Origin of the sequence: Janthinobacterium kumbetense, assembly GCF_023703445.1 — a bacterium.
In the GTDB taxonomy this organism is placed as follows: domain Bacteria; phylum Pseudomonadota; class Gammaproteobacteria; order Burkholderiales; family Burkholderiaceae_D; genus Janthinobacterium; species Janthinobacterium kumbetense.
In genome coordinates, this window is sequence record NZ_JAMQGR010000018.1 from 1 (window position 1) to 25,642 (window position 25,642).

At 62.0% G+C, this 25,642-nt stretch carries 24 protein-coding genes; 8 read left to right on the forward strand and 16 right to left on the reverse strand.

Annotated features, from left to right (window positions below):
• Nucleotides 1–188 precede the first annotated feature (188 nt).
• Both gltX and NCG91_RS26605 read right to left on the reverse strand, forming a co-directional pair.
• Nucleotides 189–1,595 carry a glutamate--tRNA ligase gene (gene gltX, locus NCG91_RS26600; protein WP_251351869.1) on the reverse strand — a complete coding sequence of 469 codons (1,407 nt, stop codon included), beginning with the start codon at nt 1,593–1,595 and terminating at the stop codon, nt 189–191.
• 70 nt (nt 1,596–1,665) lie between these two features.
• On the reverse strand, nt 1,666–2,577 hold the full coding sequence (locus NCG91_RS26605; RefSeq protein WP_251351870.1) for a LysR family transcriptional regulator: 912 nt from the start codon (nt 2,575–2,577) through the stop codon (nt 1,666–1,668).
• A 101-nt stretch (nt 2,578–2,678) separates the two neighbouring features.
• Between NCG91_RS26605 and lysA the strand changes: the two genes are divergently transcribed.
• Together lysA and NCG91_RS26615 are read left to right on the forward strand one after the other, a co-directional pair.
• A complete protein-coding gene (gene lysA / locus NCG91_RS26610; RefSeq protein WP_251351871.1) occupies nt 2,679–3,917 on the forward strand; it encodes a diaminopimelate decarboxylase in 1,239 nt (412 codons plus the stop codon).
• 62 nt (nt 3,918–3,979) lie between these two features.
• On the forward strand, nt 3,980–5,545 hold the full coding sequence (locus NCG91_RS26615) for a phospholipase D family protein (protein WP_285817245.1): 1,566 nt from the start codon (nt 3,980–3,982) through the stop codon (nt 5,543–5,545).
• A 5-nt stretch (nt 5,546–5,550) separates the two neighbouring features.
• Here the strand turns inward: NCG91_RS26615 and NCG91_RS26620 are convergent, their stop codons facing one another.
• The 3 genes from NCG91_RS26620 to apbC form a co-directional block, all read right to left on the reverse strand.
• The gene (locus NCG91_RS26620; protein WP_251351872.1) at nt 5,551–7,236 is read right to left on the reverse strand and encodes an alkaline phosphatase family protein; all 1,686 of its coding nucleotides are present in this window, start codon (nt 7,234–7,236) and stop codon (nt 5,551–5,553) included.
• Between the two features lie 165 nt (nt 7,237–7,401).
• Nucleotides 7,402–7,809 (reverse strand): DUF4399 domain-containing protein, encoded by a 408-nt coding sequence (locus tag NCG91_RS26625; RefSeq protein WP_034778045.1) that lies wholly within the window; start codon nt 7,807–7,809, stop codon nt 7,402–7,404.
• 87 nt (nt 7,810–7,896) lie between these two features.
• Nucleotides 7,897–8,985 carry an iron-sulfur cluster carrier protein ApbC gene (apbC, locus tag NCG91_RS26630; protein WP_034758315.1) on the reverse strand — a complete coding sequence of 363 codons (1,089 nt, stop codon included), beginning with the start codon at nt 8,983–8,985 and terminating at the stop codon, nt 7,897–7,899.
• Nucleotides 8,986–9,145: 160 nt separating this feature from the next.
• Between apbC and metG the strand changes: the two genes are divergently transcribed.
• From metG to panC, 5 genes are all read left to right on the forward strand, one after another.
• Nucleotides 9,146–11,302: a methionine--tRNA ligase gene (gene metG / locus NCG91_RS26635; RefSeq protein WP_251351873.1), complete on the forward strand. Its 2,157-nt coding sequence runs from the start codon at nt 9,146–9,148 to the stop codon at nt 11,300–11,302.
• A 19-nt stretch (nt 11,303–11,321) separates the two neighbouring features.
• Nucleotides 11,322–11,801: a GNAT family N-acetyltransferase gene (locus NCG91_RS26640; protein ID WP_034778216.1), complete on the forward strand. Its 480-nt coding sequence runs from the start codon at nt 11,322–11,324 to the stop codon at nt 11,799–11,801.
• Nucleotides 11,802–11,908: 107 nt separating this feature from the next.
• Complete coding sequence (locus tag NCG91_RS26645) at nt 11,909–12,118, forward strand: DUF3460 family protein (protein WP_034778041.1); 210 nt, start codon at nt 11,909–11,911, stop codon at nt 12,116–12,118.
• Between the two features lie 17 nt (nt 12,119–12,135).
• Entirely contained in the window at nt 12,136–13,068 is a 933-nt protein-coding gene (locus NCG91_RS26650) for a segregation and condensation protein A (protein WP_077402012.1), read from the forward strand.
• 54 nt (nt 13,069–13,122) lie between these two features.
• Nucleotides 13,123–13,962: a pantoate--beta-alanine ligase gene (gene panC, locus NCG91_RS26655; protein WP_099664747.1), complete on the forward strand. Its 840-nt coding sequence runs from the start codon at nt 13,123–13,125 to the stop codon at nt 13,960–13,962.
• 65 nt (nt 13,963–14,027) lie between these two features.
• On the opposite strand, the gene NCG91_RS26660 is transcribed toward panC, so the two are convergent.
• Nucleotides 14,028–14,480 carry a hypothetical protein gene (locus NCG91_RS26660; RefSeq protein WP_099664748.1) on the reverse strand — a complete coding sequence of 151 codons (453 nt, stop codon included), beginning with the start codon at nt 14,478–14,480 and terminating at the stop codon, nt 14,028–14,030.
• Between the two features lie 294 nt (nt 14,481–14,774).
• Between NCG91_RS26660 and NCG91_RS26665 the strand changes: the two genes are divergently transcribed.
• Nucleotides 14,775–15,527 (forward strand): SDR family oxidoreductase, encoded by a 753-nt coding sequence (locus tag NCG91_RS26665; protein ID WP_251351874.1) that lies wholly within the window; start codon nt 14,775–14,777, stop codon nt 15,525–15,527.
• A gap of 73 nt (nt 15,528–15,600) precedes the next feature.
• Here the strand turns inward: NCG91_RS26665 and cheY are convergent, their stop codons facing one another.
• The 10 genes from cheY to motB form a co-directional block, all read right to left on the reverse strand.
• A complete protein-coding gene (cheY, locus tag NCG91_RS26670; RefSeq protein WP_010396677.1) occupies nt 15,601–15,999 on the reverse strand; it encodes a chemotaxis response regulator CheY in 399 nt (132 codons plus the stop codon).
• A 147-nt stretch (nt 16,000–16,146) separates the two neighbouring features.
• Nucleotides 16,147–17,217, reverse strand: a complete 1,071-nt coding sequence (locus tag NCG91_RS26675) for a protein-glutamate methylesterase/protein-glutamine glutaminase (protein ID WP_034778028.1) — start codon at nt 17,215–17,217, stop codon at nt 16,147–16,149.
• Between the two features lie 109 nt (nt 17,218–17,326).
• Nucleotides 17,327–17,935: a chemoreceptor glutamine deamidase CheD gene (gene cheD / locus NCG91_RS26680; RefSeq protein WP_034758343.1), complete on the reverse strand. Its 609-nt coding sequence runs from the start codon at nt 17,933–17,935 to the stop codon at nt 17,327–17,329.
• 9 nt (nt 17,936–17,944) lie between these two features.
• Nucleotides 17,945–18,817, reverse strand: a complete 873-nt coding sequence (locus NCG91_RS26685; protein WP_251351875.1) for a CheR family methyltransferase — start codon at nt 18,815–18,817, stop codon at nt 17,945–17,947.
• 71 nt (nt 18,818–18,888) lie between these two features.
• Entirely contained in the window at nt 18,889–20,610 is a 1,722-nt protein-coding gene (locus tag NCG91_RS26690; protein WP_251351876.1) for a methyl-accepting chemotaxis protein, read from the reverse strand.
• A 188-nt stretch (nt 20,611–20,798) separates the two neighbouring features.
• A complete protein-coding gene (locus NCG91_RS26695; RefSeq protein WP_034758356.1) occupies nt 20,799–21,305 on the reverse strand; it encodes a chemotaxis protein CheW in 507 nt (168 codons plus the stop codon).
• A 30-nt stretch (nt 21,306–21,335) separates the two neighbouring features.
• Nucleotides 21,336–23,528 carry a chemotaxis protein CheA gene (gene cheA / locus NCG91_RS26700; RefSeq protein ID WP_251351877.1) on the reverse strand — a complete coding sequence of 731 codons (2,193 nt, stop codon included), beginning with the start codon at nt 23,526–23,528 and terminating at the stop codon, nt 21,336–21,338.
• Nucleotides 23,529–23,571: 43 nt separating this feature from the next.
• Nucleotides 23,572–23,937, reverse strand: a complete 366-nt coding sequence (locus NCG91_RS26705) for a response regulator (RefSeq protein ID WP_034758362.1) — start codon at nt 23,935–23,937, stop codon at nt 23,572–23,574.
• A gap of 83 nt (nt 23,938–24,020) precedes the next feature.
• Nucleotides 24,021–24,569, reverse strand: coding sequence for a chemotaxis protein (locus NCG91_RS26710; protein WP_077401991.1), 549 nt, complete (start codon nt 24,567–24,569; stop codon nt 24,021–24,023).
• A 46-nt stretch (nt 24,570–24,615) separates the two neighbouring features.
• Nucleotides 24,616–25,593: a flagellar motor protein MotB gene (gene motB / locus NCG91_RS26715; RefSeq protein WP_077401988.1), complete on the reverse strand. Its 978-nt coding sequence runs from the start codon at nt 25,591–25,593 to the stop codon at nt 24,616–24,618.
• Between the last annotated feature and the right edge of the window lie 49 nt (nt 25,594–25,642).

Consider the following 25,642-nt stretch of genomic DNA (forward strand, 5'->3'; position numbering starts at 1 on the left):
GCGGGATCGAACCGCTGACCTCTTGCATGCCATGCAAGCGCTCTCCCAGCTGAGCTATACCCCCGTTGGTGCAGAAACAAGAGTATAGCAAAGAAGTTTCACTCTGCAAATACCCTTTTTCGTCTATGAGCAACTTTTCATAGGGGCGGTTTCCGCACCGCATTTACACGCTCAATTCAGCGCGACGATTACAGCCACTTTGCCAGGCGCGCCAGCACGGTGTCGCGGCCGAACATCACCACCACCTGGTCGATGGCAGGCGTCTGCAGCTGGCCCGTCAAGATCAAACGCAAAGGCATGGCCAGCAGCGGCATCTTGATGGTGTTCGCGGCCAGCACTTCCTTGATCATGGCGGCGACGGCTTCCTTGCTCCACTCCACCGTGGCGATACGCTCGGCAAACTGCGCCAGCACGGGCTTGATGGCATCCGTGATGTGCTGCGTGACCAGTTCCGCTTCCGGCTGCGGTTCGCGGAAAAACAGCATCGAGGCGGCAGCCAGCTCATTGACGGTGTTGGCGCGCTCTTTCATCATGCCCAGCACTTGCGCCAGGTCCGGCGCGCCTTCGAAGACGGCGCCGGCGGCGACCATTTGCGGACGCGCCAGGTCGGCCAGGCGGGTATTGTCGGCCTGCTTGATATAGTGGTTGTTCAGCCAGGCCAGTTTTTCATTGTTGAACTGGGCCGCCGATTTCGACAGGTGGTTCAGGTTGAACCACTCGCAGAACTGCTCGATCGAGAACACTTCATCGTCGCCATGGCTCCAGCCCAGGCGCGCCAGGTAGTTCAGCATCGCTTCCGGCAGGAAGCCCTGCGCCGGGTAATCCATCACGCTGACGGCGCCATGGCGCTTCGACAGCTTTTCGCCGTCCGCGCCCAGGATCATCGGCAGGTGGCCGTACAGCGGCAGCGGTGCGCCGATGGCGCGCAGGATGTTGATCTGGCGCGGGGTGTTGTTGACATGGTCGTCGCCGCGGATCACGTGGGTGATCTGCATGTCCCAGTCATCGACGGCCACGCAGAAGTTGTACGTCGGCGTGCCGTCAGGGCGGGCGATCACCAGGTCGTCCAGCTCGCGGTTGGAAATCGTGATCGTGCCCTTGACCACGTCGTCCCACGTCACGTCGCCGTCGAGCGGGTTCTTGAAACGCACGACGGGCTTGCGGTCGGCCGGCACGGCCGGCAGGGTCTTGCCCGGCTCCGGACGCCAGGTGCCGTCGTAGCGCGGCTTTTCACCGGCGGCGCGCATGCGCTCGCGCATCGCTTCGACTTCTTCCGGCGACGAGTAGCAGTGATACGCCGTGCCTTCGACCAGCATCTGCGCCACCACTTCGCGGTAGCGGTCCATGCGCTGCATCTGGTAGAACGGGCCTTCGTCGTGGTCCAGGCCCAGCCACTTCATGCCTTCGATGATGGCTTGCACGGCTTCCGGCGTGGAACGCTCCACGTCCGTGTCTTCGATGCGCAGCACGAAGGTGCCGCCGAAGTGGCGGGCATACGCCCAGCTGTACAAAGCGGTGCGGGCGCCGCCCAGGTGCAGATAGCCGGTCGGGCTGGGAGCGAAACGGGTACGAACGGGAGTAGCGGTTGTGGTCATCGAAGTAGTCAGGCTTGAATAAGTAAAACGCCATTTTACTCTGTTGACCGCCGCTGCTCCACAAGCACCGTCACAGCTGCAGCAAGCGCCTTTTCACCTCCGCCGCCTGCGCATGCAGCGCCTGCTCGAACAGGGCGACCAGTTGCGACAGGGGCCGGTGCAGGGGCTTGACCAGATTCACCGTAAATGGCAGGGAAACGCCGAAGCGGCGGATCTGCAAGCCCTGCCCCGCGTAGTCCAGCGCCGTGAGCGGATTGACGATGGCCAGGCCCACGCCTTCGCGCACCATCGCGCACACGGAGGCAGCGCTGTGCGTGTCGAGCGCCATGCGCCGCTCCACGCCCGCCTGCGCGAAGATGGCGTCGATCTGCTGGCGGTAGGGGTCGACGGCGGCCAAACTGATGAAAGGCTGGCCTGCGAAGTCCGCCGGCTGCAGCACAGCCTTGCCGGCGAGCGCATGGCCGTCGGGCAGCACACACACTTCATCGACGGACATCAATGTATCGAGCGCGGTGCCCGGCGGCGCATTGCCCACTTCCGTCAGGCCGATATCGTGGCGCTGCGCCGACAACCACTCTTCCAGCAGCGGCGACTCCTGCGGCGTGATGCTGATGCTCACCTTGGGAAAATCGGCGACGAAACGCTTGCACGCCTGCGGCAGCAGCGACTGGGAAAACACGGGCAGGCAGGCGATCGACAGCTGCCCCTGGTCGAACTGGCGCAAGGCCGCCGCCGTGCTGATGATGCGCTCCAGGCCGAAATACGCGCGCTGCACTTCCTCGAACAGCTGCAGCGCCTGGGCCGTGGGACGCAGCCGCCCCCGCTCGCGCTCGAACAGGGTCAGGCCCGTCAAGTGTTCCAAGCGCGCCAGCTCGCGGCTGACGGTGGGCTGCGACGTATGCAGCATGGCGGCGGCGGCCGTCACGCTGCCCGTCGTCATGATGGCGCGGAAGACCTCGATATGGCGCAGGGAGATAGTCATGGCCATATCATAAATGAATAAGGTAGCCTCAAATAGATATTTTATAGTCGAAGCACAATCGGCCATCATGCGCTATCTCCTCATTCCACCGAAAGCACACGATGAAGCCCGTCACCGACCAGACCCTCGCCCAACTCGCCCAGGAACACGGCACGCCCCTGTGGGTGTATGACGCGGCCACCATCCGCGCGCGCATCGCGCAGCTGGCGCAGTTCGACACCGTGCGCTTCGCGCAAAAGGCCAATTCGAACATCCACCTGCTCACCCTGATGCGCGAGGCGGGCGTGCACGTGGACGCCGTCTCGCTGGGCGAGATCGAGCGCGCGCTGCAGGCAGGCTTTGCGCCGGCGCAAACGAACGGCGCCGCCGGCGTGGTCTTTACCTGCGACCTGTTCGATCGCGCCACCCTGGCGCGCGTGGCGGCGGCGAAGATCGAAGTCAATTGCGGCTCCGTCGACATGCTGCGCCAACTGGGCCCAGTGTCGCCCGGCCACCGCGTCTGGCTGCGCATCAATCCCGGCTATGGCCATGGCCACAGCAACAAGACCAATACGGGCGGCGAAAACAGCAAACATGGCATCTGGCATGAAGAGCTGCCGGAGGCGCTGGCCGTCATCCGCGCACATGGCTTGCACCTGGTGGGCCTGCACATGCACATCGGCTCGGGCGTCGACTACAGCCACCTGGAAACCGTCTGCGGCACCATGGTCGACCTGGTGAAAAACATGGGCCACGACATCGAAGCCATTTCCACGGGCGGCGGCCTGTCCGTGCCCTATCGCGAAGGCGAGCAGCCCGTCGACACGGACCACTACTTCCAGCTGTGGGATGCGGCGCGCAAGCAGATCGAGGCGCACCTGGGCCATCCCGTGCACCTGGAAATCGAACCGGGCCGCTTCCTCGTGGCCGACGCGGGCTTGCTGGTGGCCGAAGTGCGCGCCACCAAGCAAATGGGCGGCAACCACTTCACCTTGCTCGATACGGGTTTCAATGAACTGATGCGCCCTGCCATGTACGGCAGCTACCATGAAATGTCGGTCATCGCGCATGACGGCCGCGCACTGGACATGCAGCGCGCCACCGTGGTCGGCGGCCCCCTGTGCGAATCGGGCGACGTCTTCACCCAGCGCGACGGCGGCGTGGTCGAAACCCGCCTCCTGCCCGCGGCGCAGGTGGGCGACTACGTCGTCTTCGAAGGCGCGGGCGCGTATGGCGCGTCGATGTCGTCGAACTACAACAGCCGCCCGCATGCGGCCGAATACCTGGTCGACGGGACACCATCGCGTTTGATCCGCCGCCGCCAGACGGTGGCCGAGCTGATCGCGCTGGAACAGTTGTAACACCTCGCCCCGTGCGGGCATGCGCATCTGCTAACATCGGGGCAACCCGATGAAAGCCCGCCATGTCCGCCCAAGCACTTCCCTTCCGCAGCGCCACCCGGCTGCTGCTGCCACTGCTGCTGTCCGCCGTCCTCGCCGGCTGCGTCTCGCTGCCTTCGCTGGAAGGCCGCGTGGCATCCAGCGTCATCGCCGACACAAAGCACACCCAGCTGGCCACGGCCATTGCACCCATGGTGGCGCAGCATCCCGGCGTGTCCGGCATTTACCCGCTCGCCGATGGACGCGACGCCTTTGCCGCGCGCGCCCTGCTGGCCGCCGCCGCCCAGCGCAGCCTGGACGTGCAGTACTACATCTGGCACAAGGACATCACGGGCACCCTGCTGTTCGACGCCCTGCGCCAGGCGGCCGAGCGGGGCGTGCGCGTGCGCCTGCTGCTCGACGATAACAACACGGCGGGCCTGGACCAGACCCTGGCGATGCTGGGCAAACAGCACAACCTGGAAATCCGCCTGTTCAATCCCTTCGTGCCCCGCGCGCCGCGCGCGCTGGCCTTTGCCACCGATTTTTCCCGCCTCAACCGGCGCATGCACAACAAATCGTTCACGGCCGATAACCAGGCCACCATCGTCGGCGGGCGCAATGTGGGCGACGAATATTTTGGCGCGGCCGGCGACGTGCTGTTTGCCGACCTGGACGTGCTGGCCGTCGGCCCCGTCGTCGACGACGTTTCGCGCGATTTCGACCGCTACTGGAACAGCGCCTCGGCCTACCCGGCCAGCCTGCTGCTGACCAGCCCTGTCGAGGGCGACGCGGCCACCATCGCCGCCGAAGCGGACCGCATCGACGACACCAAGGCGGCCGAGGAATACGTGCAGGCGCTGCGCACCTCGCCCTTCGTCAGACAAATGATGGAGCGCACCCTGCCCTTCGAATGGGCCAGGACGCGCATGGTCAGCGACGACCCGGCCAAAGTGCTGGACAAGGCCAGGCCAGGCACGGGCGTGGCGGACAACCTGAAAAACCTGCTGGGCGTGCCGGAAAAGGAAGTGGACCTGGTGTCGCCATATTTCGTGCCCGGCAAAGCCGGCACCCAGGCCTTCGCCGACCTGACAAGAAAAGGCGTCGGCGTGCGCATCCTGACGAATGCGCTGGAAGCGACCGACGTGGCGGCCGTGCATGCCGGCTATGCGAAGTGGAGAAAACCGCTGCTGGAAGCGGGTGTGCTGCTGTACGAGTCGCGCCGCTCGTGGGAAGCAGGCGATGCGCGCGCACAGCCGGGCCGCTTCGGCAGCTCCGCATCGAGCCTGCATGCGAAGACCTTTGCCGTCGACGACCGGCGCATCTTTGTCGGCTCGTTCAACTTCGACCCGCGTTCGATCGAATTGAACACGGAAATGGGCCTCGTCATCGACAGCCCCGCGCTGGCCAGCCAGCTGGGGCAAGCCATGCGCACCACCATCCCGCAGCGGGCCTACCAGGTACTGCTAGGCGACGACGGCGCGCTGTACTGGATCGCCCGCGACGCCAGCGGCGCCACCACGCGCTACGACACGGAGCCGGGCACCAGCGTGTGGAAGCGCCTAGGGGTGGCCATTCTGTCGGTGCTGCCGATAGACTGGTTGCTGTAACCGGCCTAGCGCACCGCTTCCGTCAAAATCCTCCCCTCCGACGCCGACGGCTGGCGCACGCGCAGCAGGTGCGCCAGGGTCGGGGCGATATCGACCACTTCCGCATACTGGCCATAGGCGCCCGGCTTGATCCAGCGGGGGCCGAACACCATCAGCGGCACGTTGGTGTCATACGTGTACGGCGTGCCGTGCGAGGTGCCGCCCGCGCCCTTGCCGAAGTACCAGGCCGGCTTGGTGACCACCATCAGGTCGCCCGAGAGCTGGCGGTTCCAGGCGCGGCGCATCAGGGTGTCCATGCGCGTGGCAACGGCACCCGTTTCCATCTGCGTGCGCGTGTAGACTTGCGCCAGACCGTCCTGCTGCAGCAGGAAGCGGGCCGCCGCGTCTTCCAGGGCGGCGCGATTGACGCCGCCCTTCTCCGCCAGCGCGTAATCGAGGTAGATATTCGGCAGCGACGACGTCGTCACCAGCTTGTCGATGCCCAGGTTAGTCGCCAGGTGCTGGTTCAAGGCATCGACCAGTTTGGCGCCATCGATGCGTTTGGCCGAGAAGCCGCGCGTTTCGGCAAATTCCGGCACGTTGGCAAAACCATGGTCGGCCGTCAGCACCACCAGCACGTTGTCCATGCCGACTTTTTTATCGAGGTCGGCAAAGAAGCCGGCCAGCATGCGGTCCAGGCGCTGCAGGTGGTCGTGCGACATCTTGCTTTCCGGGCCGTAGGCGTGATTCACATAATCGTGCGCGGACAGGCTCACGCCCAGGATATCGGGCACGCCGGCCGGGTTGTGGCCCAGGTTTTCGCCATCGATGGCAGCGCGGGCGAATTCCAGGGTCAGTTCATCGAGGAAGGGACCGGCCTTCAAGCGGCTGTAGTACTCGCCATCGAGCTTGCCGCTGTCGCTGTAATAGGCGAACGGGAAGGTGTTGCGCGTACCCGGCTTGGCCGGCACCAGATCATCGCGGGCATCGCGCGCATAGGCGGAATCGGCCAGCAGCGGCGTCCAGCTCTTGCCATAATAACGGTCTTGCGGTTTGGCGGCCTGGTAGCGCTGCACCCATTGCGGATGCTGCTGCATATAATAGGTGCTGCTGGCGAAATTGCCCGTCTTTTCCATGTACATATACGCCGTACCCGTTTTCCCGGCCAGCAGGATGGCGCCCCGGTCCTTGCCCGACACGGTGACGACCTTCGCCTTGTCGCCCGTGGAATAGCGCAACTCGTCGCCCAGGGTGCTCACGCGAAGCTTGGTCGGCGCCGTGCCGTCGTCGGGCTGCGTGTCTTCGCCGATGTAATGGAAATTGCCATCCTCGGTGCAGTACACGGATTTTTTCGTGACGGGATCGATCCAGTTATTGCCGATCACGCCATGCTGGTAAGGATAGGCGCCCGACAGCACGGCCGAGTGGCCGATGGCCGTGACCGTGATGCCATGCGCCTGATGCGCATCGCTGAACCACGCGCCCTGCTCCAGCAGGCGGCGGAAACCGCCCTGGCCGAACTGGTCGCGGTAGCGCGTCACCTGCTCTTGCGGCAAGCCGTCCACTACCAGCACCACCACCAGCTTCGGCTGCGCCGCACCGGCAGAAACAGCAGGAACGGCCTTGGCCGCATGCACCTGGCTCGCCGCCACGCCAGCCGCCAGCAGCAGCGCCTGCGCCAGTTGCCGGGAAAGGGAGAAATGTTTCGTCATATCCGCTCATCAAAAGTTAGGCCACCGGCCAGCATACGCCGACTATATGACACAATAATGACAAGAAGCAACAATATGAAAAAGGCCAGGCTCCATCGCTGGAACCCGGCCTTTACTGAAACGGATGAATTTGCCTGACTTATTTGCCTGGCTTATTTGCCTGACTTACTTGACCGTCACCTTGATGCTTTTGCTCAACTCCGGCCCATACGACTGGTGCGCGCCGTTGGCGAACTGCATCGTCAGGGTGTACTGGCCCGGCGGCAAGGTGACATCCGTTTCCGTCTGTCCTTTGCCGAAGTGCAAATGTTTATCGTCCATGGGTATCATCTCGCCCGCCTTCATCGGCCCCATATTGATGAGCAGATGATGGTGGCCCGTCTTGGCCGTCATGTCGCCGGCCGGCTTGACGTCCATGCCGCTGACGGCAAATTTCACTTTGAACGGGCTGGTCACTGTCGCGCCATCGACGGGCTCGACGAACGAAACGGATTGCGCAAACGCGCTGGCGGCCAGCAGGCTGCCAGCGATCACGGCTGCGGCTTGGCGCAGGAATACGGTGGTCAATTGCATGATGTCTCCTCTTGTTTAATAACAACACGGACTGCATGAAACCATATTCCTGCTGACACTGGCGCGTGGCAGCGCCAAGCCTGACGTTTAATCGTTCTTGATGACGATCGACGGGAACTTGCTGGTCATATCCTTCGCCTTTTCCGCCACCTTGATCGCGATGGTGCGGGCGATCTGCTTGTAGATCACGGCGACGGGGCCTTCCGGCTCGGCCACGACGGTCGGCGTGCCGGAATCCGTCTGCTGGCGAATCGCCATGGTCAGCGGCAAAGCGCCGAGGAATTCCACGCCGAAGTCCGCGCACATCTTCGCGCCGCCGCCGGCGCCGAAGATTTCTTCCGCATGGCCGCAGTTCGAGCAAATGTGCGTGCTCATATTTTCCACCACGCCCAGGATCGGAATGCCGACTTTCTCGAACATTTTCAAGCCCTTGCGCGCATCCAGCAGCGCGATGTCCTGCGGCGTCGTGACGATCACGGCGCCCGTGACGGGCACTTTTTGCGACAGGGTCAACTGGATGTCGCCCGTGCCCGGCGGCATGTCGACGATCAGGTAATCGAGGTCGCGCCAGTTGGTCTGGTCGAGCAATTGCTGCAAGGCTTGCGTGACCATCGGGCCGCGCCACACCATCGGTTCGTCCGGATCGATCATGAAGCCGATCGACGACACTTGCAGGCCGTGATTTTCCATCGGTTCCATGCTCTTGCCGTCGAGGGTCTTCGGCTGGCCGCTGATGCCCAGCATCATCGGCTGCGACGGGCCATAGATATCGGCGTCCAGCATGCCGACGGTGGCGCCTTCGGCCGCCAGGGCCAGGGCCAGGTTGACGGCCGTGGTCGATTTGCCAACCCCGCCCTTGCCGGAAGCGACGGCGATGATGTTTTTCACGTTGCTCATCGGCTTCAAGCCGCGCTGCACCGTGTGCGAAATGATTTTCGACGACACACCCACGCTGACGTTGCCCACGCCCGGCAGCACGCGCAGGGCGGCCAGCACGGATTTGCGGATCAGGTCAATCTGGCTTTTGGCGGGATAGCCCAGTTCGATGTCGAGCGAAATATCATCGCCATCGACCTTCAGATTCTTGACGGTTTTACTGGAAACGAAATCTTTATGTGTATTTGGATCAATAACCTGGGCCAGCGCGGCCTTGACGTCTTCTACTGTGATGCTCATGTAAATCTCCGTGTGTACTACATATGTGCAATACGCGCAGTCTAGCGCAAATTTGCATGGCGCGATGGCGGCAAAAGCATCACTTGCCAGCGCTGCATCTGCTCATATTGCCTTTCCGCTGTTAAAATGACCTATTATCCATCCCAAAAGTGCATCAATCATGACTCGCAAGCTGTTCGTCACCACTGCCCTGCCTTACGCAAACGCCGCTTTTCACATTGGCCATATCATGGAATACATCCAGGCCGATATCTGGGTCCGGTTCCAGCGAATGCAACGCGATGGCGCAGCCGGCCGTGAAGTGCACTTTGTGGGCGCCGACGATACGCATGGCACGCCCATCATGATCGCCGCCGAAAAGGAAGGCATCACGCCGCAGCAATTCGTCGCCAACATCGCGGCCGGCCGCGCCCAGTACCTCGATGGCTTCCATATCGCCTTCGACAACTGGTATTCGACCGATTCGCCGGAAAACGTTGATCTGTCGCAATCGATCTACCGCAAACTGCGCGATACGGGCCTGATCGTCACGAAAACCGTCGACCGCTTCTTCGATCCGGTCAAGGGCATGTTCCTGGCCGACCGCAACATCAAGGGCGAATGCCCGAAATGCGGCGCCAAGAACCAGTACGGCGACAATTGCGAAGTGTGCGGCGCGGCTTACCAGCCGACCGACCTGGTCAACCCGTTCTCCGTGTTCACCAATGCGACGCCCGTGATGAAGCCGTCGGAACAGTACTTCTTCAAGCTGTCCGACCCGCGCTGCTTCGAATTCCTCAAGGATTGGCTCAACACGCCAGGCCGCCTGCAGCCTGAAATGGTCAACAAGGTCAGCGAATGGCTGGGCGAAGCGGGCGAAAAGCTGGCCGACTGGGATATCTCGCGCGATGCACCCTATTTCGGCATCCCGATTCCCGATGCGCCGGGCAAGTTCTTCTATGTGTGGATGGACGCGCCGGTCGGCTACCTGGCCAGCCTGAAAAACTATTGCGACAAGAAAGGCCTCGATTTCGACGCCCTGCTGAACGATCCTGCCACGGAACAAATCCACTTCATCGGCAAGGACATCGTTTCCTTCCATTTGCTGTTCTGGCCCGCCATGCTGAAATTTGCCGGCCACCCGGTGATCGACAAACTGAAAGTCAATGTGCATGGCTTCCTGACGGTCAACAATGAAAAGATGTCGAAGTCGCGCGGCACGGGCATCTCGCCACTGCGCTACCTGGACCTGGGCATGAACCCGGAATGGCTGCGCTACTACATCGCCTTCAAGCTAAACTCGAAAGTGGAAGACCTGGACTTCAACGGCGACGACTTCGTGGCCCGCGTGAACAGCGACCTGATCGGCAAATACGTGAACATCGCCAGCCGTTGTGCCGGCTTCATCGCCAAGCGTTTCGACGGCAAACTGGCATCGACGCTGTCGGAAGGCGCGCAAAGCTGGATCAACCGCGCGCTGACGGTGGACGCCAACGGCGTCATCGTCGAGCGCCAGGCCAGCATCGCCGCGCACTTCGAGAACCGCGAATTCGGCAAGGCCTTGCGCGAGATCATGGAAATCGCCGACATCACCAACCAGTACGTCGATGAAAACAAGCCGTGGATCCTCGCCAAGGATGCGGACAAGACAGCCGAACTGCACGACGTGTGCACGACGGCCCTGATCCTGTTCCGTCAGCTGACGATCCTGCTGTCGCCGGTCTTGCCGGGCGTGGCAAAGAACGTGGCCTCGTTCCTCAACGACGAGCAATTCACCTGGGCCGATACGCAAGTGTTCGGCGACGCCGTCTCGAACAGCATGCTGGGCCGTACCATCGGCGCCTACAGCCACTTGATGACGCGCATGGATGCAAAGATGATCGAAGCGCTGTTTGACGCACCGCAAGCTGCCGCCATCGCCGCGCCGGCTGACGATGCCGCGAACGACGCCGCACCGGTCGCTGAAACACCGGCCTCCGCCATCGAGGAACTGGCGCCCGAGATCAAGATCGACGACTTCCTCAAGGTCGACTTGCGCATCGCGAAAATCGTCAACTGCGAACTGGTCGACGGCTCGGACAAGCTGCTGCGCCTGACCCTGGACGCGGGCGAAGGCCGCTTGCGCAATGTCTTCTCCGGCATCCGCTCGGCCTACCAGCCGGAAGAACTGCTCGGCAAGCTGACGGTGCTGGTGGCCAACCTGGCGCCGCGCAAGATGAAGTTCGGCATTTCCGAGGGCATGGTCATGGCCGCCTCCGCCGCCGACGAGAAGGCGAATCCGGGCATCTACATCCTGAACCCATGGCCAGGCGCCGAACCTGGCATGCGCATCCGCTAAGCCCGCACAAGGACCGATGATGAATATCGTGGTGCGCGAAGCAACGAATGCCGATGCACAACTGATGGCCGAACTGACCCGCGCCGCGTGGGCCGGCAAGGTGGCGGCCTCGTCCAGTGGACACCACGAGACGGCGCAGCAGGTGGAAGAGCAATTGCGCCACGGCGGCGGTTTTCTGTTGCTGATCGACGACATTCCAGCCGGTTCGCTGCGCTGGATGCCGCTCGACAGCGATCCCGCCATCTGGAAGATTTCACGCATGGGCGTGCTGCCCGCCTACCGGGGCAGCCACGTTTCGCAACATTTGCTGGAAGCCATCATTCATCACGGCCTGTCGTGCCAGGCGGAGGAATTGCGCCTGGCCGTGCGGCGCGACCAGCGCAAGCTGATCGATTTTTATGCGGCCTTCGAATTCGACCTGGCCGAAGAACTGGAATATTCGCACGCCAACCCCGCCGAACCGGCGCCGATGGTGATGCGGCGTTTGTTGCGTTATTGATTTTTAGCAATTTCGCCCCGGACTTGCCGATACAACAACCCGCCAGGCGGCACGGCGCGGTAAAATACGGCCGGCTGACCTTACCTATAAGACACTCAGAAGAGAATATGAAACTGCCTGCAAAACACAACAACTACGTATCCGACCACACCTTGTTCATCGCTGAACTGAAGGCCAAGAATCCTGGCATGGAAGCGGGCCAGCAAGCGGGCCGCGCCCTGCTGTGGGACAAGCCGGCCGTCAGCATCGATGAGCAGGAGCGCCAGCTGGCGTCGGCCGTCAAGCAACAGGCTTACGTTTACCAGAACAAGAACTAAGATCTGGAACCGGCACGATGTTGCCTGAAGAGTCTGCAGTCACGCCGGAAGCCGACGCTTCCGGTGCCGGCGCAGTCATCGAGTCGCCCGAACCCGCCGCTGGCGGCGACGGCAGCGGCGACCCTGCAGCATCCGCCACGGCAGTAACGGACGCGGCTCCCGCCGCCGACCCGCTGGGCATCGCCCGCCTGTATGGCGAGCCGATGATGCGCATGCCGACGGATTTGTACATTCCGCCGGACGCGCTGGAAATCTTCCTCGAAGCCTTCGAAGGCCCGCTCGACTTGCTGCTCTACCTGATCCGCAAGCAAAACTTCAACATTCTCGATATTCCGATGGCGCAGGTAACCCTGCAATATCTGAAATATGTCGACCAGATCCGCGTGCGCAACCTGGAACTGGCCGCAGAATACCTGTTGATGGCGGCCATGCTGATCGAGATCAAGTCGCGCATGCTCTTGCCTTCGCGCAAGAGCGACGTCGAGGAAGATGGCGGCGACCCCCGTGCCGAACTGGTGCGCCGCCTGCTCGAATACGAGCAGATCAAGCTGGCCGCCTACGACCTGAACGCCATCCCGCAGTTCGAGCGCGATTTCGTGCGCACGCAGATTTTCATCGAGCAAAGCCTGACACCCACCTGGCCCGACGTGGAACCGGTGGACTTGCAGCAGGCGTGGCTCGACGTGCTGAAACGCGCGAAACTGACCCAGCATCACCGCATCAGCCGCCAGGAACTGTCCGTGCGCGAGCACATGTCGAGCATCCTGCGCCACTTGCAATCGTCGCGCTTCGTCGAATTCAGCGAGTTGTTCGACATTGCCGGCGGCGTGCCCGTGGTGGTGGTCAACTTCGTGGCCCTGCTGGAACTGGCCAAGGAAACCCTGATCGAAATCACACAGGCAGAACCGTTTGCCCCCATCTACGTCCGGCTGGCCTATTCGCCCGCCTGATCCCTTCCCTTTGTCACTGACCACCGTACAACGGGGTTTTAGCGAAAGCAATCCATGAAAATTATTTCCGACATCGAAGAATTGCGCGACCAGCTCAGCGGACAGCTGCGCACGGCGTTCGTCCCCACCATGGGCAACCTGCACGAAGGCCATCTGTCGCTGATGCGCCTGGCGCGCAAGCATGGCGACCCCGTCGTCGCCTCGATCTTCGTGAACCGCCTGCAATTCGGCCCGAACGAAGACTTCGAGAAATATCCGCGCACCATGGCGGCCGACATCGCCAAGCTGGAAAAGGAAGGCGTGTACGTGCTGTTCGCGCCCACGGAAAAGGAACTGTACCCGGAGCCGCAGGAATACCGCGTGCGCCCGCCCGATGATCTGGGCAATACCCTGGAAGGCGAATTCCGTCCCGGCTTCTTCGAAGGCGTGTGCACGGTCGTCACCAAGCTGTTCTCTTGCGTGGGTCCGCGCGTAGCCGTGTTCGGCAAGAAGGATTACCAGCAACTGATGATCATCCGCAACATGGCGCGCCAGTTCGCGCTGCCGACGGAAATCATCGCCGCCGAAACCTACCGCGCAGACGATGGCTTAGCCTTGTCCTCGCGCAATATGTACCTGTCAGAAAGCGAACGCGCGGAAGCGCCGGAACTGTTCAAGGGCCTCAATTTCGTCGCCGAGGAAGTGCGCAAGGGTAACCTTGCCGTCGGCGAACTGGAACAGGCGGCCATGCAGCTGCTGGACGGCCGCGGCTGGAAATCGGACTACATCGCCGTGCGCAAGCGTGCCAACCTGCAGGCGCCGAACGCCGCCGAACTGGCCGCCGGCGAACCGCTGGTGGTGCTGGCCGCCGCCAAGCTGGGACAGACTCGCCTGATCGACAATCTGGAAATTTAAGCGCCATCTCCAAGCGTCACCTCGACGGGGCCATTCGGTCCCGTTTCTGTTTCTGTTTCTTTTCCTTACTTCTCCATCCCCACCAGCTTGAGTTCGGCAAACAGCGGCCTGTTGCTGCCGCGTGCCGCTTGCAACATGTCATAGCTGGCCGCATCGAGCACGATTTCCTCTCCCGCCCACAGCTTGCGCTGGTTCGCAGGCAGCCTCAGGCTGCGCAGGATGGCCCGCGCCTGGGCCGGATCGGCCGCCAGCAGGCGGATGGCGTGCGCATGGCGCTGCGTACCCGTGAGTATCGGCAAGCCGCCCTGCGGGCCATGCTGGCTCAGGCTGACATAGTCATGGCCGCCCACGCGGTGCAAATAGGCATGCCGGCCATCGGCTTCGGCTACCGGCTGCGCGGCAGGCTCTTGCATCTCGACCGACGCGACGGGCGCAACGGCGGTTTGCTCCAGGCTCACGCCGCAGGCCGTTAACAGGGCCGTGCCCAGGGCGAAAAATAATACGGGTGCTCGGCGCATCGTGCGCTCCTTCTTGTCGGGGTCGGGGACAAAGGGGAAATACTGCAGCGATCATGGGCCAAATTATTTGACGTGTAAAGTTAACTTTGGGAAATATTTCATTCCTTTGCGCAATTATCTGCAGGCAGCGGGATCTTGTCTGTCCGTACCCCGCATGCCTGGGACAATTGTTAATGCAATTTGCACACTGAAATCATCAAACCCACATTTATCCATCAATCAATAAAGATGACAATGGCTGCACTGGTTCGCAGCGACAACATGCGGGCCTCCCACCACGACAGGAGAACACCCATGAACACAGCAGCTATACCGGCCAAGGTCGCCATCGTCACGGGCGCTTCGCGCGGCATCGGCGCAGCCATCGCCCGCCGCCTGGCGCGCGACGGCATGCGGGTCGTCGTCAATTACGCCAGCGGCAACGTGGAAGCGGAGCAGCTGGTGGCGGCCATCGTGGCCGACGGCGGCGCCGCCATCGCCGTCAAGGCCAACGTCGCCGACACGGGCGAGGTGCAAGCCCTGTTCGATGCGGCCGAGGCGGCCTACGGCGGCGTCGACGTGCTGGTCAACAATGCCGGCATCATGCCGCCCGCGCTGCCGGCCCTGGCCGACACGGACGACGCCACCTTCGACAGCCTGTTCGCCATCAACGTCAAGGGCAGCTTCAACACCATGCGCCAGGCGGCGACGCGCTTGCGCCACGGCGGCAGCGTCGTCAACTTTTCCACCAGCGTGATCGGCCTGGCCCTGCCCGGCTATGCCGTCTACGGCGCCACCAAGGCGGCCATCGAGACGATGACGAATATCTTTGCAAAAGAGTTACGCGGCAAGAACATCACCGTCAACGCCGTCGCCCCCGGCCCCACGGCCACGGCGCTGTTCTTGCACGGCAAGACGGACGAAACGATACAGCGCATGGGCAAGATGGCGCCATTGGAACGGCTGGGCACGCCGGACGACATCGCGGCCGCCGTGGCCTTTTTGGCAGGGCCGGATGGCCGCTGGGTGAATGGCCAGACCCTGCGCGCGAATGGCGGGCTGGTCTGAGTTTTTTGCGGACGAAAAAAAACGCTGCCAATTCACATTGGCAGCGTTTTTCTTGATCGGTATCAAGCCGTGATCAGGCGCCGGCTTTTTCCAGCTTCTCGAAAATCTTGTTCAGCTTTTCATCGAGGGTCGCGGCCGTGAACGGCTTGACGACATAACCGCTGGCGCCAGCCTGGGCGGCGGCGATGATGTTCTCTTTTTTCGCTTCGGCGGTGACCATCAGCACGGGCAGCTTGGCCAGTGCGGGATCGGCACGGATATGCTGCAGCATCGTCAGGCCATCCATGTTTGGCATGTTCCAGTCCGACACGACGAAATCATACGATTCCGCGCGCAGCTTGGCCAGGCCCATCACGCCGTCTTCCGCCTCATCGACGTTGGCATAACCCAGTTCCTTCAACAGATTCCGGACAATGCGGCGCATCGTCGAAAAATCGTCAACGACTAAAAATTTCATCTTTGGATCAGCCATGAATAACTCCGTTGTTTCTGTAGCGGTTTGTTAATAATATCGACATGAATGCCGACATTATGGTCGACACTACGGCAGCAAGTTGTAGGATAGCATTTTCGTTGCTTTTAGGCGAACAAACTTGCCTCAGATCATATAAAACGTGGCTTACACGCGCAAAGCACGCATGCCATGCGCAGCCAGGTGTCCCAGCACCATGCCAGGCAGCGCCGTCAGAGCGCCGACCTCATGCGTAGCACCGACGGCGATCGCCTCGCGCGGCATGCCGAACACCACGCAACTGGCTTCATCCTGCGCAAAATTATACGCTCCTGCAGCCTTCATCTCCAACATGCCTTGTGCGCCATCCTTGCCCATGCCGGTGAGGATCACGCCGACGGCATTTTTACCGGCCGATTGCGCGGCCGAACGGAACAGCACGTCGACGGACGGGCGGTGGCGGTTTACCGGCTCACCCTGGTCGATCTTGGTCATGTAGTTGGCGCCGCTGCGCGTCAGGGTCAGGTGCGAATGGCCGGGCGCGATGTAGGCGTGGCCGGGCAGCACCCTTTCGCCGCCCGCCGCTTCCTGCACCGATATCTTGCACAGCGAATCGAGGCGGCGCGCAAACGAGCGCGTAAAGCCTTCCGGCATGTGCTGCGTGATCAGGATGCCGGGACAATCGGACGGCATCTGCATGAGGAATTCGCGGATCGCTTCCGTGCCGCCCGTGGAGGCGCCGACGATGATCAGCTTTTCGCTCGACGTCAACGGGCTGCGCAGCGCAGGCAGCGGCGCGGCCACCTTGTCGCTGGCCGACGGCAGGGTGCGCGCGCGGATGCGCGCCTTCGAGGCGGCACGGATCTTGTCGGCGATCATGTCCGTGTACTCGCGCATGCCGCTCTGGATGGAAATCTTCGGCTTGGTGACGAAATCGACCGCGCCCAGCTCCAGCGCGCGCATGGTGATTTCCGAACCGCGCTCGGTCAGCGACGACACCATCAATACCGGCATCGGGCGCAAGCGCATCAGTTTTTCCAGGAAGTCGAGGCCATCCATCTTCGGCATCTCGACGTCAAGGGTCAGCACGTCGGGGTTGGTCTGCTTGATCATCTCGCGCGCCACCAGCGGATCGGGCGCAGCGCCCACCACTTCCATGTCGGGCTGGCTGTTCACGATTTCCGTCATCACGCTGCGGATCAAGGCCGAATCATCCACGATCAATACTTTGATCTTCATAGTTATCCTTCCAGGCCTTGCGGCCCTTATTCTTTATTAAATTAGTACACCGGACAAAATCGCCGCAAGCCGCACGGCGCGACGCGCAGCAGGTTTGGTCTGGTGTTTGTCAGAACAGCTCAACTTCGCCGCCCACCGGCGCGACTTTGAGACGGCTTGCGTAATCGAGTTCGCGGCGCACCAGCGTATCGTTATGCGTCTGCATCAGCTTTTTCACCAGCACCTTGCCGCTGCGGGGGAAAAAATACACCTTGCGCGGGTGGATGTCATTGAGGTCTTCGGCCACCACGCGCATCTTTTCCGCCTTCAGATAATTGATGACGAAAGCCGCATTGCGTTCGCCCACGTTGATCGCCGTGAAACCGCGCAGCACGGCGCCGCCGCCGAACACTTTCGCTTCCATGTTCTCGCGCCGCGCGCCCGCCTTCAGCAAATCGTTGATCAGGATCTCCATGGCGTAGGTACCGTAGCGCATCGACGCGGAAATCGGGCTGTTCGGATCGCTGCCGCCGTCGGGCAGCATGAAGTGATTCATGCCGCCCAGGCCCGTGACGCGGTCGCGGATGCAGGCCGAGACGCAGGAGCCGAGCACGGTGACGATCAGCATGTCCTTGTTGGTAAAGTAATACTCACCAGGCAAGATCTTGGCGGCGTCACAATTGAACGTCCTGTCGTAATAGACGTTAGTGGCGAATTGCTCTTTGGATTCCAGGCTCATATTTCACTCTCATGTACGATGCGACGATGCCTTGGGCGCGGTGCCCCGAGGCTGATCGAGCTCATAGACTGTTTTACCGCGCAGCTTCAATGAATCCGACACGTACAGAAAATTCTCCGAATGGCCCGCAAACAGCAGGGCATCCGGCTTCATCAACGGCACAAAGCGCGACAGGATCTTGCGCTGCGTCGCCTTGTCAAAGTAAATCATCACGTTACGGCAAAAGATGACGTCGAACTGGCCCGTCACCGGCCAGCTGTCAGCCAGCAGGTTGAGCGGCTTGAAGGTGATCATCTGGCGCAGTTCCGGGCGCACCCGCACCTGCCCCTCGCGATCGCCCTTGCCGCGCAAGAAAAAGCGCCGCGCACGATCGGCCGGCATCTTGTCGAGCCGGTCCAGGTTGTAGACGCCATTGGCGGCCGTGGCCAGCACGTTCGTGTCGATGTCCGTGGCGATGATGGTGACGGGCGGCGTGAGCGTATTAAATGCCTCGCACACCGTCATGGCGATCGAATACGGCTCCTCGCCGGTGGAACTGGCCGAACACCAGATGGTGATCGGCCCGCTCAGTTTTTTCACATGCTCGGCCAGCAGCGGAAAGTGATGCGCCTCGCGGAAGAACGACGTCAGGTTGGTCGTCAGCGCATTCGTGAACGCTTCCCACTCATCGCCCATGCGGCCCGCTTCCAGGTCGTCCAGGTAGCGGACGAACGAGGAGATGCCGGTCGCGCGCAGGCGTCGCGCCAGGCGACTGTAGACCATCTCCTGCTTGCTGTCGGCCAGCGCGATGCCGGCCCGCTTGTAAATCATGGCGCGGACCCGTTCGAAGTCCTTGCCAGTGAAATCAAATTCCTTGACCGAATCCGTTTTAGTTTGCGGCATTTTGTTTTTACCTCTCTATGACTACTCTGACCAATGCCTTTGCAAGTATAACTAGCGGGACCGGGTTGGCGTCAGAACTCTTCCCAATCGTCGCCGCCGGCCGCCGCCAGCTTTTTCGCGGGCGGTGGCGTGCCGGCTTGCGCCGTCTTTGCCAACCGCCGTGTATTTGCCGCCACACTCGGTGCCGGCCGTGCAGCCATCTTGACTACTGGCGCGGGTGCGGGCACGGCCGCCTGCGCCCCGCTCTCGCCATCGAGCTTGAAGATGCTGACGGCGTCGGCCAGTTTCTGCGCCTGGTCCTGCATGCTTTCGGCCGCCGCCGCCGCTTCCTCGACCAGCGCCGCGTTCTGCTGCGTCATCTGGTCCATCTGCGCGATGGCCTGGTTCACTTCCTCGATGCCATGGCTCTGTTCCTGCGTTGCCGCCGTGATCTCGCCCATGATGTCGGCCACCTGCCGGATCGACGTGACGATCAGGCCCATGGTCTGCCCCGCCTCGTCCACCAGGCGGCTGCCCGCATCGACCTTGTCGACCGAGTCGCCGATCAGGCCCTTGATCTCTTTCGCCGCGCCAGCGGATCGCTGCGCCAGGTTGCGCACTTCCGACGCCACCACCGCAAAGCCGCGTCCCTGCTCGCCTGCGCGCGCCGCTTCGACGGCCGCATTCAAGGCCAGGATATTCGTCTGGAACGCGATGCCGTCGATGACGCCGATAATATCGACGATCTTGCGCGAACTGTCCTTGATGGAACCCATGGTATCGACCACTTGCGCCACCACCTTGCCGCCCTGCTCCGCCACCGACGACGCCGACACGGCCAGCTGGTTGGCCTGGCGCGCGTTGTCCGCGTTCTGCTTCACGGTCGACGTCAGTTCTTCCATCGACGATGCCGTCTCTTCGAGCGAACTGGCCTGCGTTTCCGTACGCGCCGACAGGTCCGCATTGCCGCTGGCGATCTCGCGCGACGCCACGGTAATCGTATCCGTTCCCTGGCGCACGTCGCTGACCGTCTGCACCAGGCTCGCGTTCATATCCTTGAGCGCCTGCTGCAAGGCGCTCGTTTCATCCTTGCCTTCGACCACCACGCGCGCCGTCAGCTCGCCGGCAGCCACCTTCTGCGCCACGGCCAGGGCGCCGGACAACGGCACCGTAATCGAGCGCGTGATGAAGATGGCGCACCAGGCACCGATCGCCACCGCCGCACCACCCAGGATGAACAGCACCGTCATCAGGCGCGCATCGGCCGCCAGCGAGTCGTCCATGAAGCTTTGCTGCGCCACATGCTGCAAGTCGAGCAGCTTGTTGATGTCGGCCAGGGTCGTCTTGTTCAAGGGATCGATGCGGGTGGCAATCACCTTCGCCGCGCCCTCGCTGTTAAACGCCAGTACCTGCCCCATCGCTTCCTTGAAGGCGGCATCGACTTCGCCGTCAACCTTGGCGATATTGGCCAGCAGCGCCTTCTCGCCCTCGGACAGGCCCAGGCTGGCCAGCTTGCCGCGCGCGCCGTCGTACAGCTTGCGCTGCTCGCGCACCTTGCCCTCTTCCACCTGCATCAGCCCCACATCGCCCTGCAGGCCGATATTGCGCATGGCGATACCGGTTTCCAGCATCGCGCTTTTCATCAGCGACGCCTGCGTATTCTTTTCGCTTGCCAGCTCGAGGCCCGTGAGCAACTGGGCCTTGTTACGGTAATTCAGTGCATTCGCCGAAACGATCACTACCACCAGGATGGCGAGGATGCTGCCAAAACCTATCCCCAGCCGGGTGCCTATCTTGAAATCGCGCAAACTCATTACAGTCTCCAATATTTATGTGAACGGCGCCCGTTCAACCGGACGGCACCGTGTTGTGGCCTGGTCTCTGACGGACCTTGCAGCCTGCCGGCGCGCCTCTAGTCGCACCGGTACATGCATATCTGTAGTGATTCTTTGCGTGCCAAAACGGCGGCGCACCAGGCGCCGCCTTGCTGCCATGCTGCCGCTTACGCCGCCAGCTTGTCGATCAGGCCCATCTCGCTGCTCGACATCAGCTTGTCGATGTCGACCAGGATCAGCATGCGCTCGTCGATGGTGCCCAGGCCGATCATGTAGTCGGTCGAGAAGGCGGTACCCATTTCCGGCGCCGGCTTCACCTGCTCCGGCGTCAAGGTGGTAACGTCGGAAACGCTGTCGACCACCATGCCGACGATGCGTCCGCCGATGTTCAGGATGATCACCACCGTGAACTGGTCGTACACGGGCGTGCCCAGGTTGAACTTGATGCGCATGTCGACCACGGGAATGATGATGCCGCGCAGGTTGATGACGCCCTTGATGAATTCAGGCGCGTTGGCGATACGGGTAACCGCTTCGTAGCCGCGGATTTCCTGAACCTTCAGGATATCGATGCCGTACTCTTCGGAGCCCAGGGTGAAGGCCAGGAATTCACGGCCGGCGATGTCCTTGCCGTCGCCCGCATTGCTTCCGGATGTTTGTTGAGTATCTGACATGGTGCGTTTTCCTATCTTTATCTATCGGTATTACGAAAAAATGGACTCGTCGGCCAGCTGGCGAGAGGAACGGATCAGGGCGGCGACATCGAGAATCAGCGACACGCCGCCATCGCCCAGGATGGTGGCGCCGGAAATGCCCACCACCTTGCGGTAATTCGATTCGAGGTTTTTCACCACGACCTGCTGCTGTCCCACCAGGTCGTCGACGAACAGGGCCGCCTTGCGCCCTTCCGTCTCGAGGATCACGCAGATGCCTTCCGAGGGACTGGTAAAGCGCGGCGCGATGTCGAACATCTGGTACAGCGGGATCAAGGGCAGGTATTCGCCGCGCACTTTCACCACCTGGCCCTTGCCACTGATGTCCTTGATATCCTCAACGGCCGGTTGCAGCGATTCGATGACAAAGCCCAGAGGCAAAATATACACTTCGTCGCCGACGCGGATCGACATGCCGTCCAGGATGGCCAGGGTCAGCGGCAGCGAGATGGAAATCGTCGTGCCGAAACCCTTCGCCGAACGGATGTCGACGACGCCGCCCATGGCGCTGATGTTGCGCTTGACGACATCCATGCCCACGCCGCGGCCCGACACGTCGGTGACCGCTTCGGCGGTGGAAAAGCCGGGCGCAAAAATCAGCTGCCACACGTCGGCGTCGCTCATCGTCTCGGACACGTCCAGGCCCTGCTGCACGGCCTTGGCCAGGATGCGCTCGCGGTTCAGCCCAGCGCCATCATCGGATACTTCGATGATGATGTTGCCGCCCTGGTGGCTGGCCGAGAGGAACAAGCGGCCCGCTTCCGTCTTGCCGGCGGCCACGCGAGCGGCCGGCATTTCCACGCCATGGTCGATACTGTTGCGCACCAGGTGCGTGAGCGGATCGACGATGCGCTCGATGAGGCCCTTGTCCAGTTCCGTGGCGGCGCCATTGGTGATGAAGTCGACCTTCTTGCCCAGTTTCGTCGCCAGGTCGCGCACCATGCGCGGGAAGCGCGAAAAGACGAAATCCATCGGCATCATGCGAATCGACATCACCGCTTCCTGCAAGTCGCGCGTATTGCGCGTCAGGTGGCTGACGCTGTCGAGGAGTTTTTCATGCAGCATCGGGTCGAGCGCGCTGGCGCGCTGCTCGATCATCGCCTGCGTGATCACCAGTTCGCCCACCAGGTTGATCAGCTGGTCGACTTTTTCGATCGAGACGCGGATCGACGACGATTCGGCGCCGGCCTTGTCGCCCTCTTTCTTGGCCGGTTTCTTTTCCTGCTCCGCTTCGGCCACGGCGCTGGCCACGACCGGCGTGGCCGCGGCGCCGGCGTTGCCCGCCTTGGCCGCGTCGGCGCGAATCTGTTCGAGCGGCTGGAAGAAACCGTAGCCCTGCTCGGCCTCGGTCTGCACGCCTGCGGCGGCGCGGATGTCCTCGAGCGGCTGGAAGAAGCCGTAACCGGGATCGGCCGCGCCCTGCGCGCCTGGCAGCGGGTCGAAGAAGCCGTAGCCCTGGGCTTTTTCCTGCGCCGCGCGGGCCGCTTCGGCTTCGCCTGGCGCCAGTGGCGGCGCCTGCGTGATCACCATGTCGTCCGGATTGAGCACGAAGGAGCAGATGGCCAGGATATCGTCCAGGCTTTCATGCGTCGTCACTTCCAGCACCTTGCGCGCGTCGGGCAGGCTTGATACCACGACGTCGCCCAGCAAGCCCAGTTCGGCCGCCAGCGCATCGACTTCGCGCGGCTCCATGGCCGGCAGCTCCAGGCGAATGCGATGGCCGCCGGCATGGCTGACGGCGGCCTTTTCCGCCGTATGGAAAGCCGGCGCGACGGGCGTGAGGGCGGCCACGGGCACATCCTGCGAGAACGACTGCAGCATCATGCGCACATTGGCCACGGCATCCTGGTCGACGGCGCTGCCCAGGCGGTGGCCGTCGAGCTGCATCTTGAGGATATCCTTGGCCGCCAAAAAGGCGTCGACGTGTTCCGCCGTCAGGGCCATCTGGCCCTGACGGATGCGGTCGAGCAGCGACTCGAGGATGTGCGTCACCTCGCTCATGTCGGAGAGGCCGAACGTCGATGCGCCGCCCTTGATCGAATGGGCGGTGCGGAAAATGGCATTCAGGTCTTCGGCGTCGGGCGCCGCAATATCAACGGCCAGCAGCAGCCGTTCTTTTTCAGCCAGCAGTTCTTCGGCCTCATCGAAAAAGACCTGAAAAAACTGGCTAATATCGATGGTCATAGGGTGACTCCGTCAATTGCATCGTTGTGCTGCGCGGCTGGCATCAGCCGATCACCTTCTTGACCACTTCGATCAGGCGTTGCGGATCGAACGGCTTGACCAGCCAGCCATTGGCGCCGGCGGCACGTCCCTTCGATTTCATCTCGTCCGACGACTCCGTCGTCAGCATCAGGATGGGTACCTTCTGGTAGGTCGGCAGTTCGCGCAGCAGCTTGATCAGCTCCAGGCCATCCATGCGCGGCATGTTCTGGTCCGTCAATACCAGGTCCACGGTTTGCAGCTTGGCTTTTTCCAGTCCATCCTGGCCGTCGACGGCCTCCACCACCTGGTAACCGGCGGCTTTCAGGCTGAACGCCACCATCTGGCGCAATGAGCTGGAATCGTCCACTGCAAGTATCGTTTTGGCCATCTTTGCTCCCACTTATTCCGGGCATCCTGCCCGAGTATTTGATTAATCAATCCATGCAACCACAAGCGTTCCGCACTGGCATGCTAGAACAGCTCGATGTCGCCACTTTCCAAATGCTGTTGACTGACAGCCTTGCGCAGCACGCTGCGCAACTCCAGGCTTTGAATCGCCAGCGCCATGCTGACCCGCCCCAGCAAGGCGACAATTTCTTCATTGTCGCTCTCCGGCAACATCTCCGCGCCATGCGAGCCCAGGGTTCCGAGGAACTCGCGCAAGCCCGTCACGCGCTTCAAGGTGCGCTCGATCAGCTGGCTGGTCATGTCCTGGAACTGCAGGCTGGTGATGGCGGCATTCACGTAGCCCCCCACCTCATCCTGCAACGCCAGCAGTTTTTCCCGCTGCTGCTCGGCCGGAATACCGCCGTCGAGCAGCAGAGCGATAGTATCTTGCTGCGCAGCAACAGCTGCGTGTATCGCCATGAAATTGAAGGACAGCTTCTCGATCGCCTCTTCCAGCAAGATGCCGGTCTGCACCAGGTCGGTTTCCACCTCCGTCAAGTGCTTGCGGCCATGGTCCGACACGCCAGACAGCAGGCGCTTTACATGCGAGCCAAGTATTTTCTTTCTTGTCATAAAGGTCTCATTGTTTCAATACACCACGCGTCGACAGCCTTGCGTGTTATTTTTTCGCCGCTACCGGGCTGGGGGCTGGCGCCGCCGCGGGCGGCGCACCGGCCGCCAGCCCTGAAGCGACAGCGGCGGCAGCGGCATCGGTCACCGGCAGCTCGATCGCCGAGCCATCGCGCAGGACATTTTCTTCCGTGCGTTTGTTCATGACGATGATGCTGATGCGCCGGTTGATCGGATTGAAGGGGTCGAGCTTGTCCAGGTGGGCGGCCGAGCCCAGCCCCACCACGCGCAATACTTTCTCTTCCTTCATGCCCCCAATCACCAGTTCGCGACGCGACGCGTTTGCGCGGTCGGCCGACAATTCCCAGTTGCTGTAGCCGGCATCGCTCATGTAGGGCGTCGAATCCGTATGGCCGGACAGGCCGATGCGGTTCGGCACTTCATTGAGCACGGAGCCGATGGCGTGCAGGATTTCCTTGGTGTACGGTTGCAGATTCGCATTGGCGAGCGCAAACATCGGACGGTTCTGCTCGTCGACGATCTGGATGCGCAAGCCTTCGCTGGTGATATCGAGCAACAACTGGTTCTTGTATTTTTTCAGCAGGGGATTGGCGTCGATGGTCGCTTCGATGCGCGCCTTGAGCGCCTGCAGGCGCTTGCCTTCCTCGCGTTCGAGCGCGGCCTTGGCCGAATTGAGGTCGAACGACTTGCGCTGCTGCTCTTCCTGCGCCTTGCGCACTTGCCCATCCTGGCGCGACAGGTCCTGGCCGCCGCCCTGGATCACGGAATTGCTTTCGCCGCTGCCGGAACCGCCCGCCATGGCCACTTTCAAGGGGGTCTTGAAGAATTCGGAAATGCCGTTCAAGTCGCCCTTCGAGGTGGAGCCCAGCAGCCACATCAGCAGGAAGAAGGCCATCATGGCCGTGACAAAGTCGGCGTAGGCGATTTTCCACGCCCCGCCATGGTGTCCGCCAGCCGTCTTCTTGATACGCTTGACGATAATCGGGCGCATGCCTTCATCGGCCATGGCGTCCCCCTTCCGTGTGCTGCAAATGACTCATGGTGTCCAGGCGTAT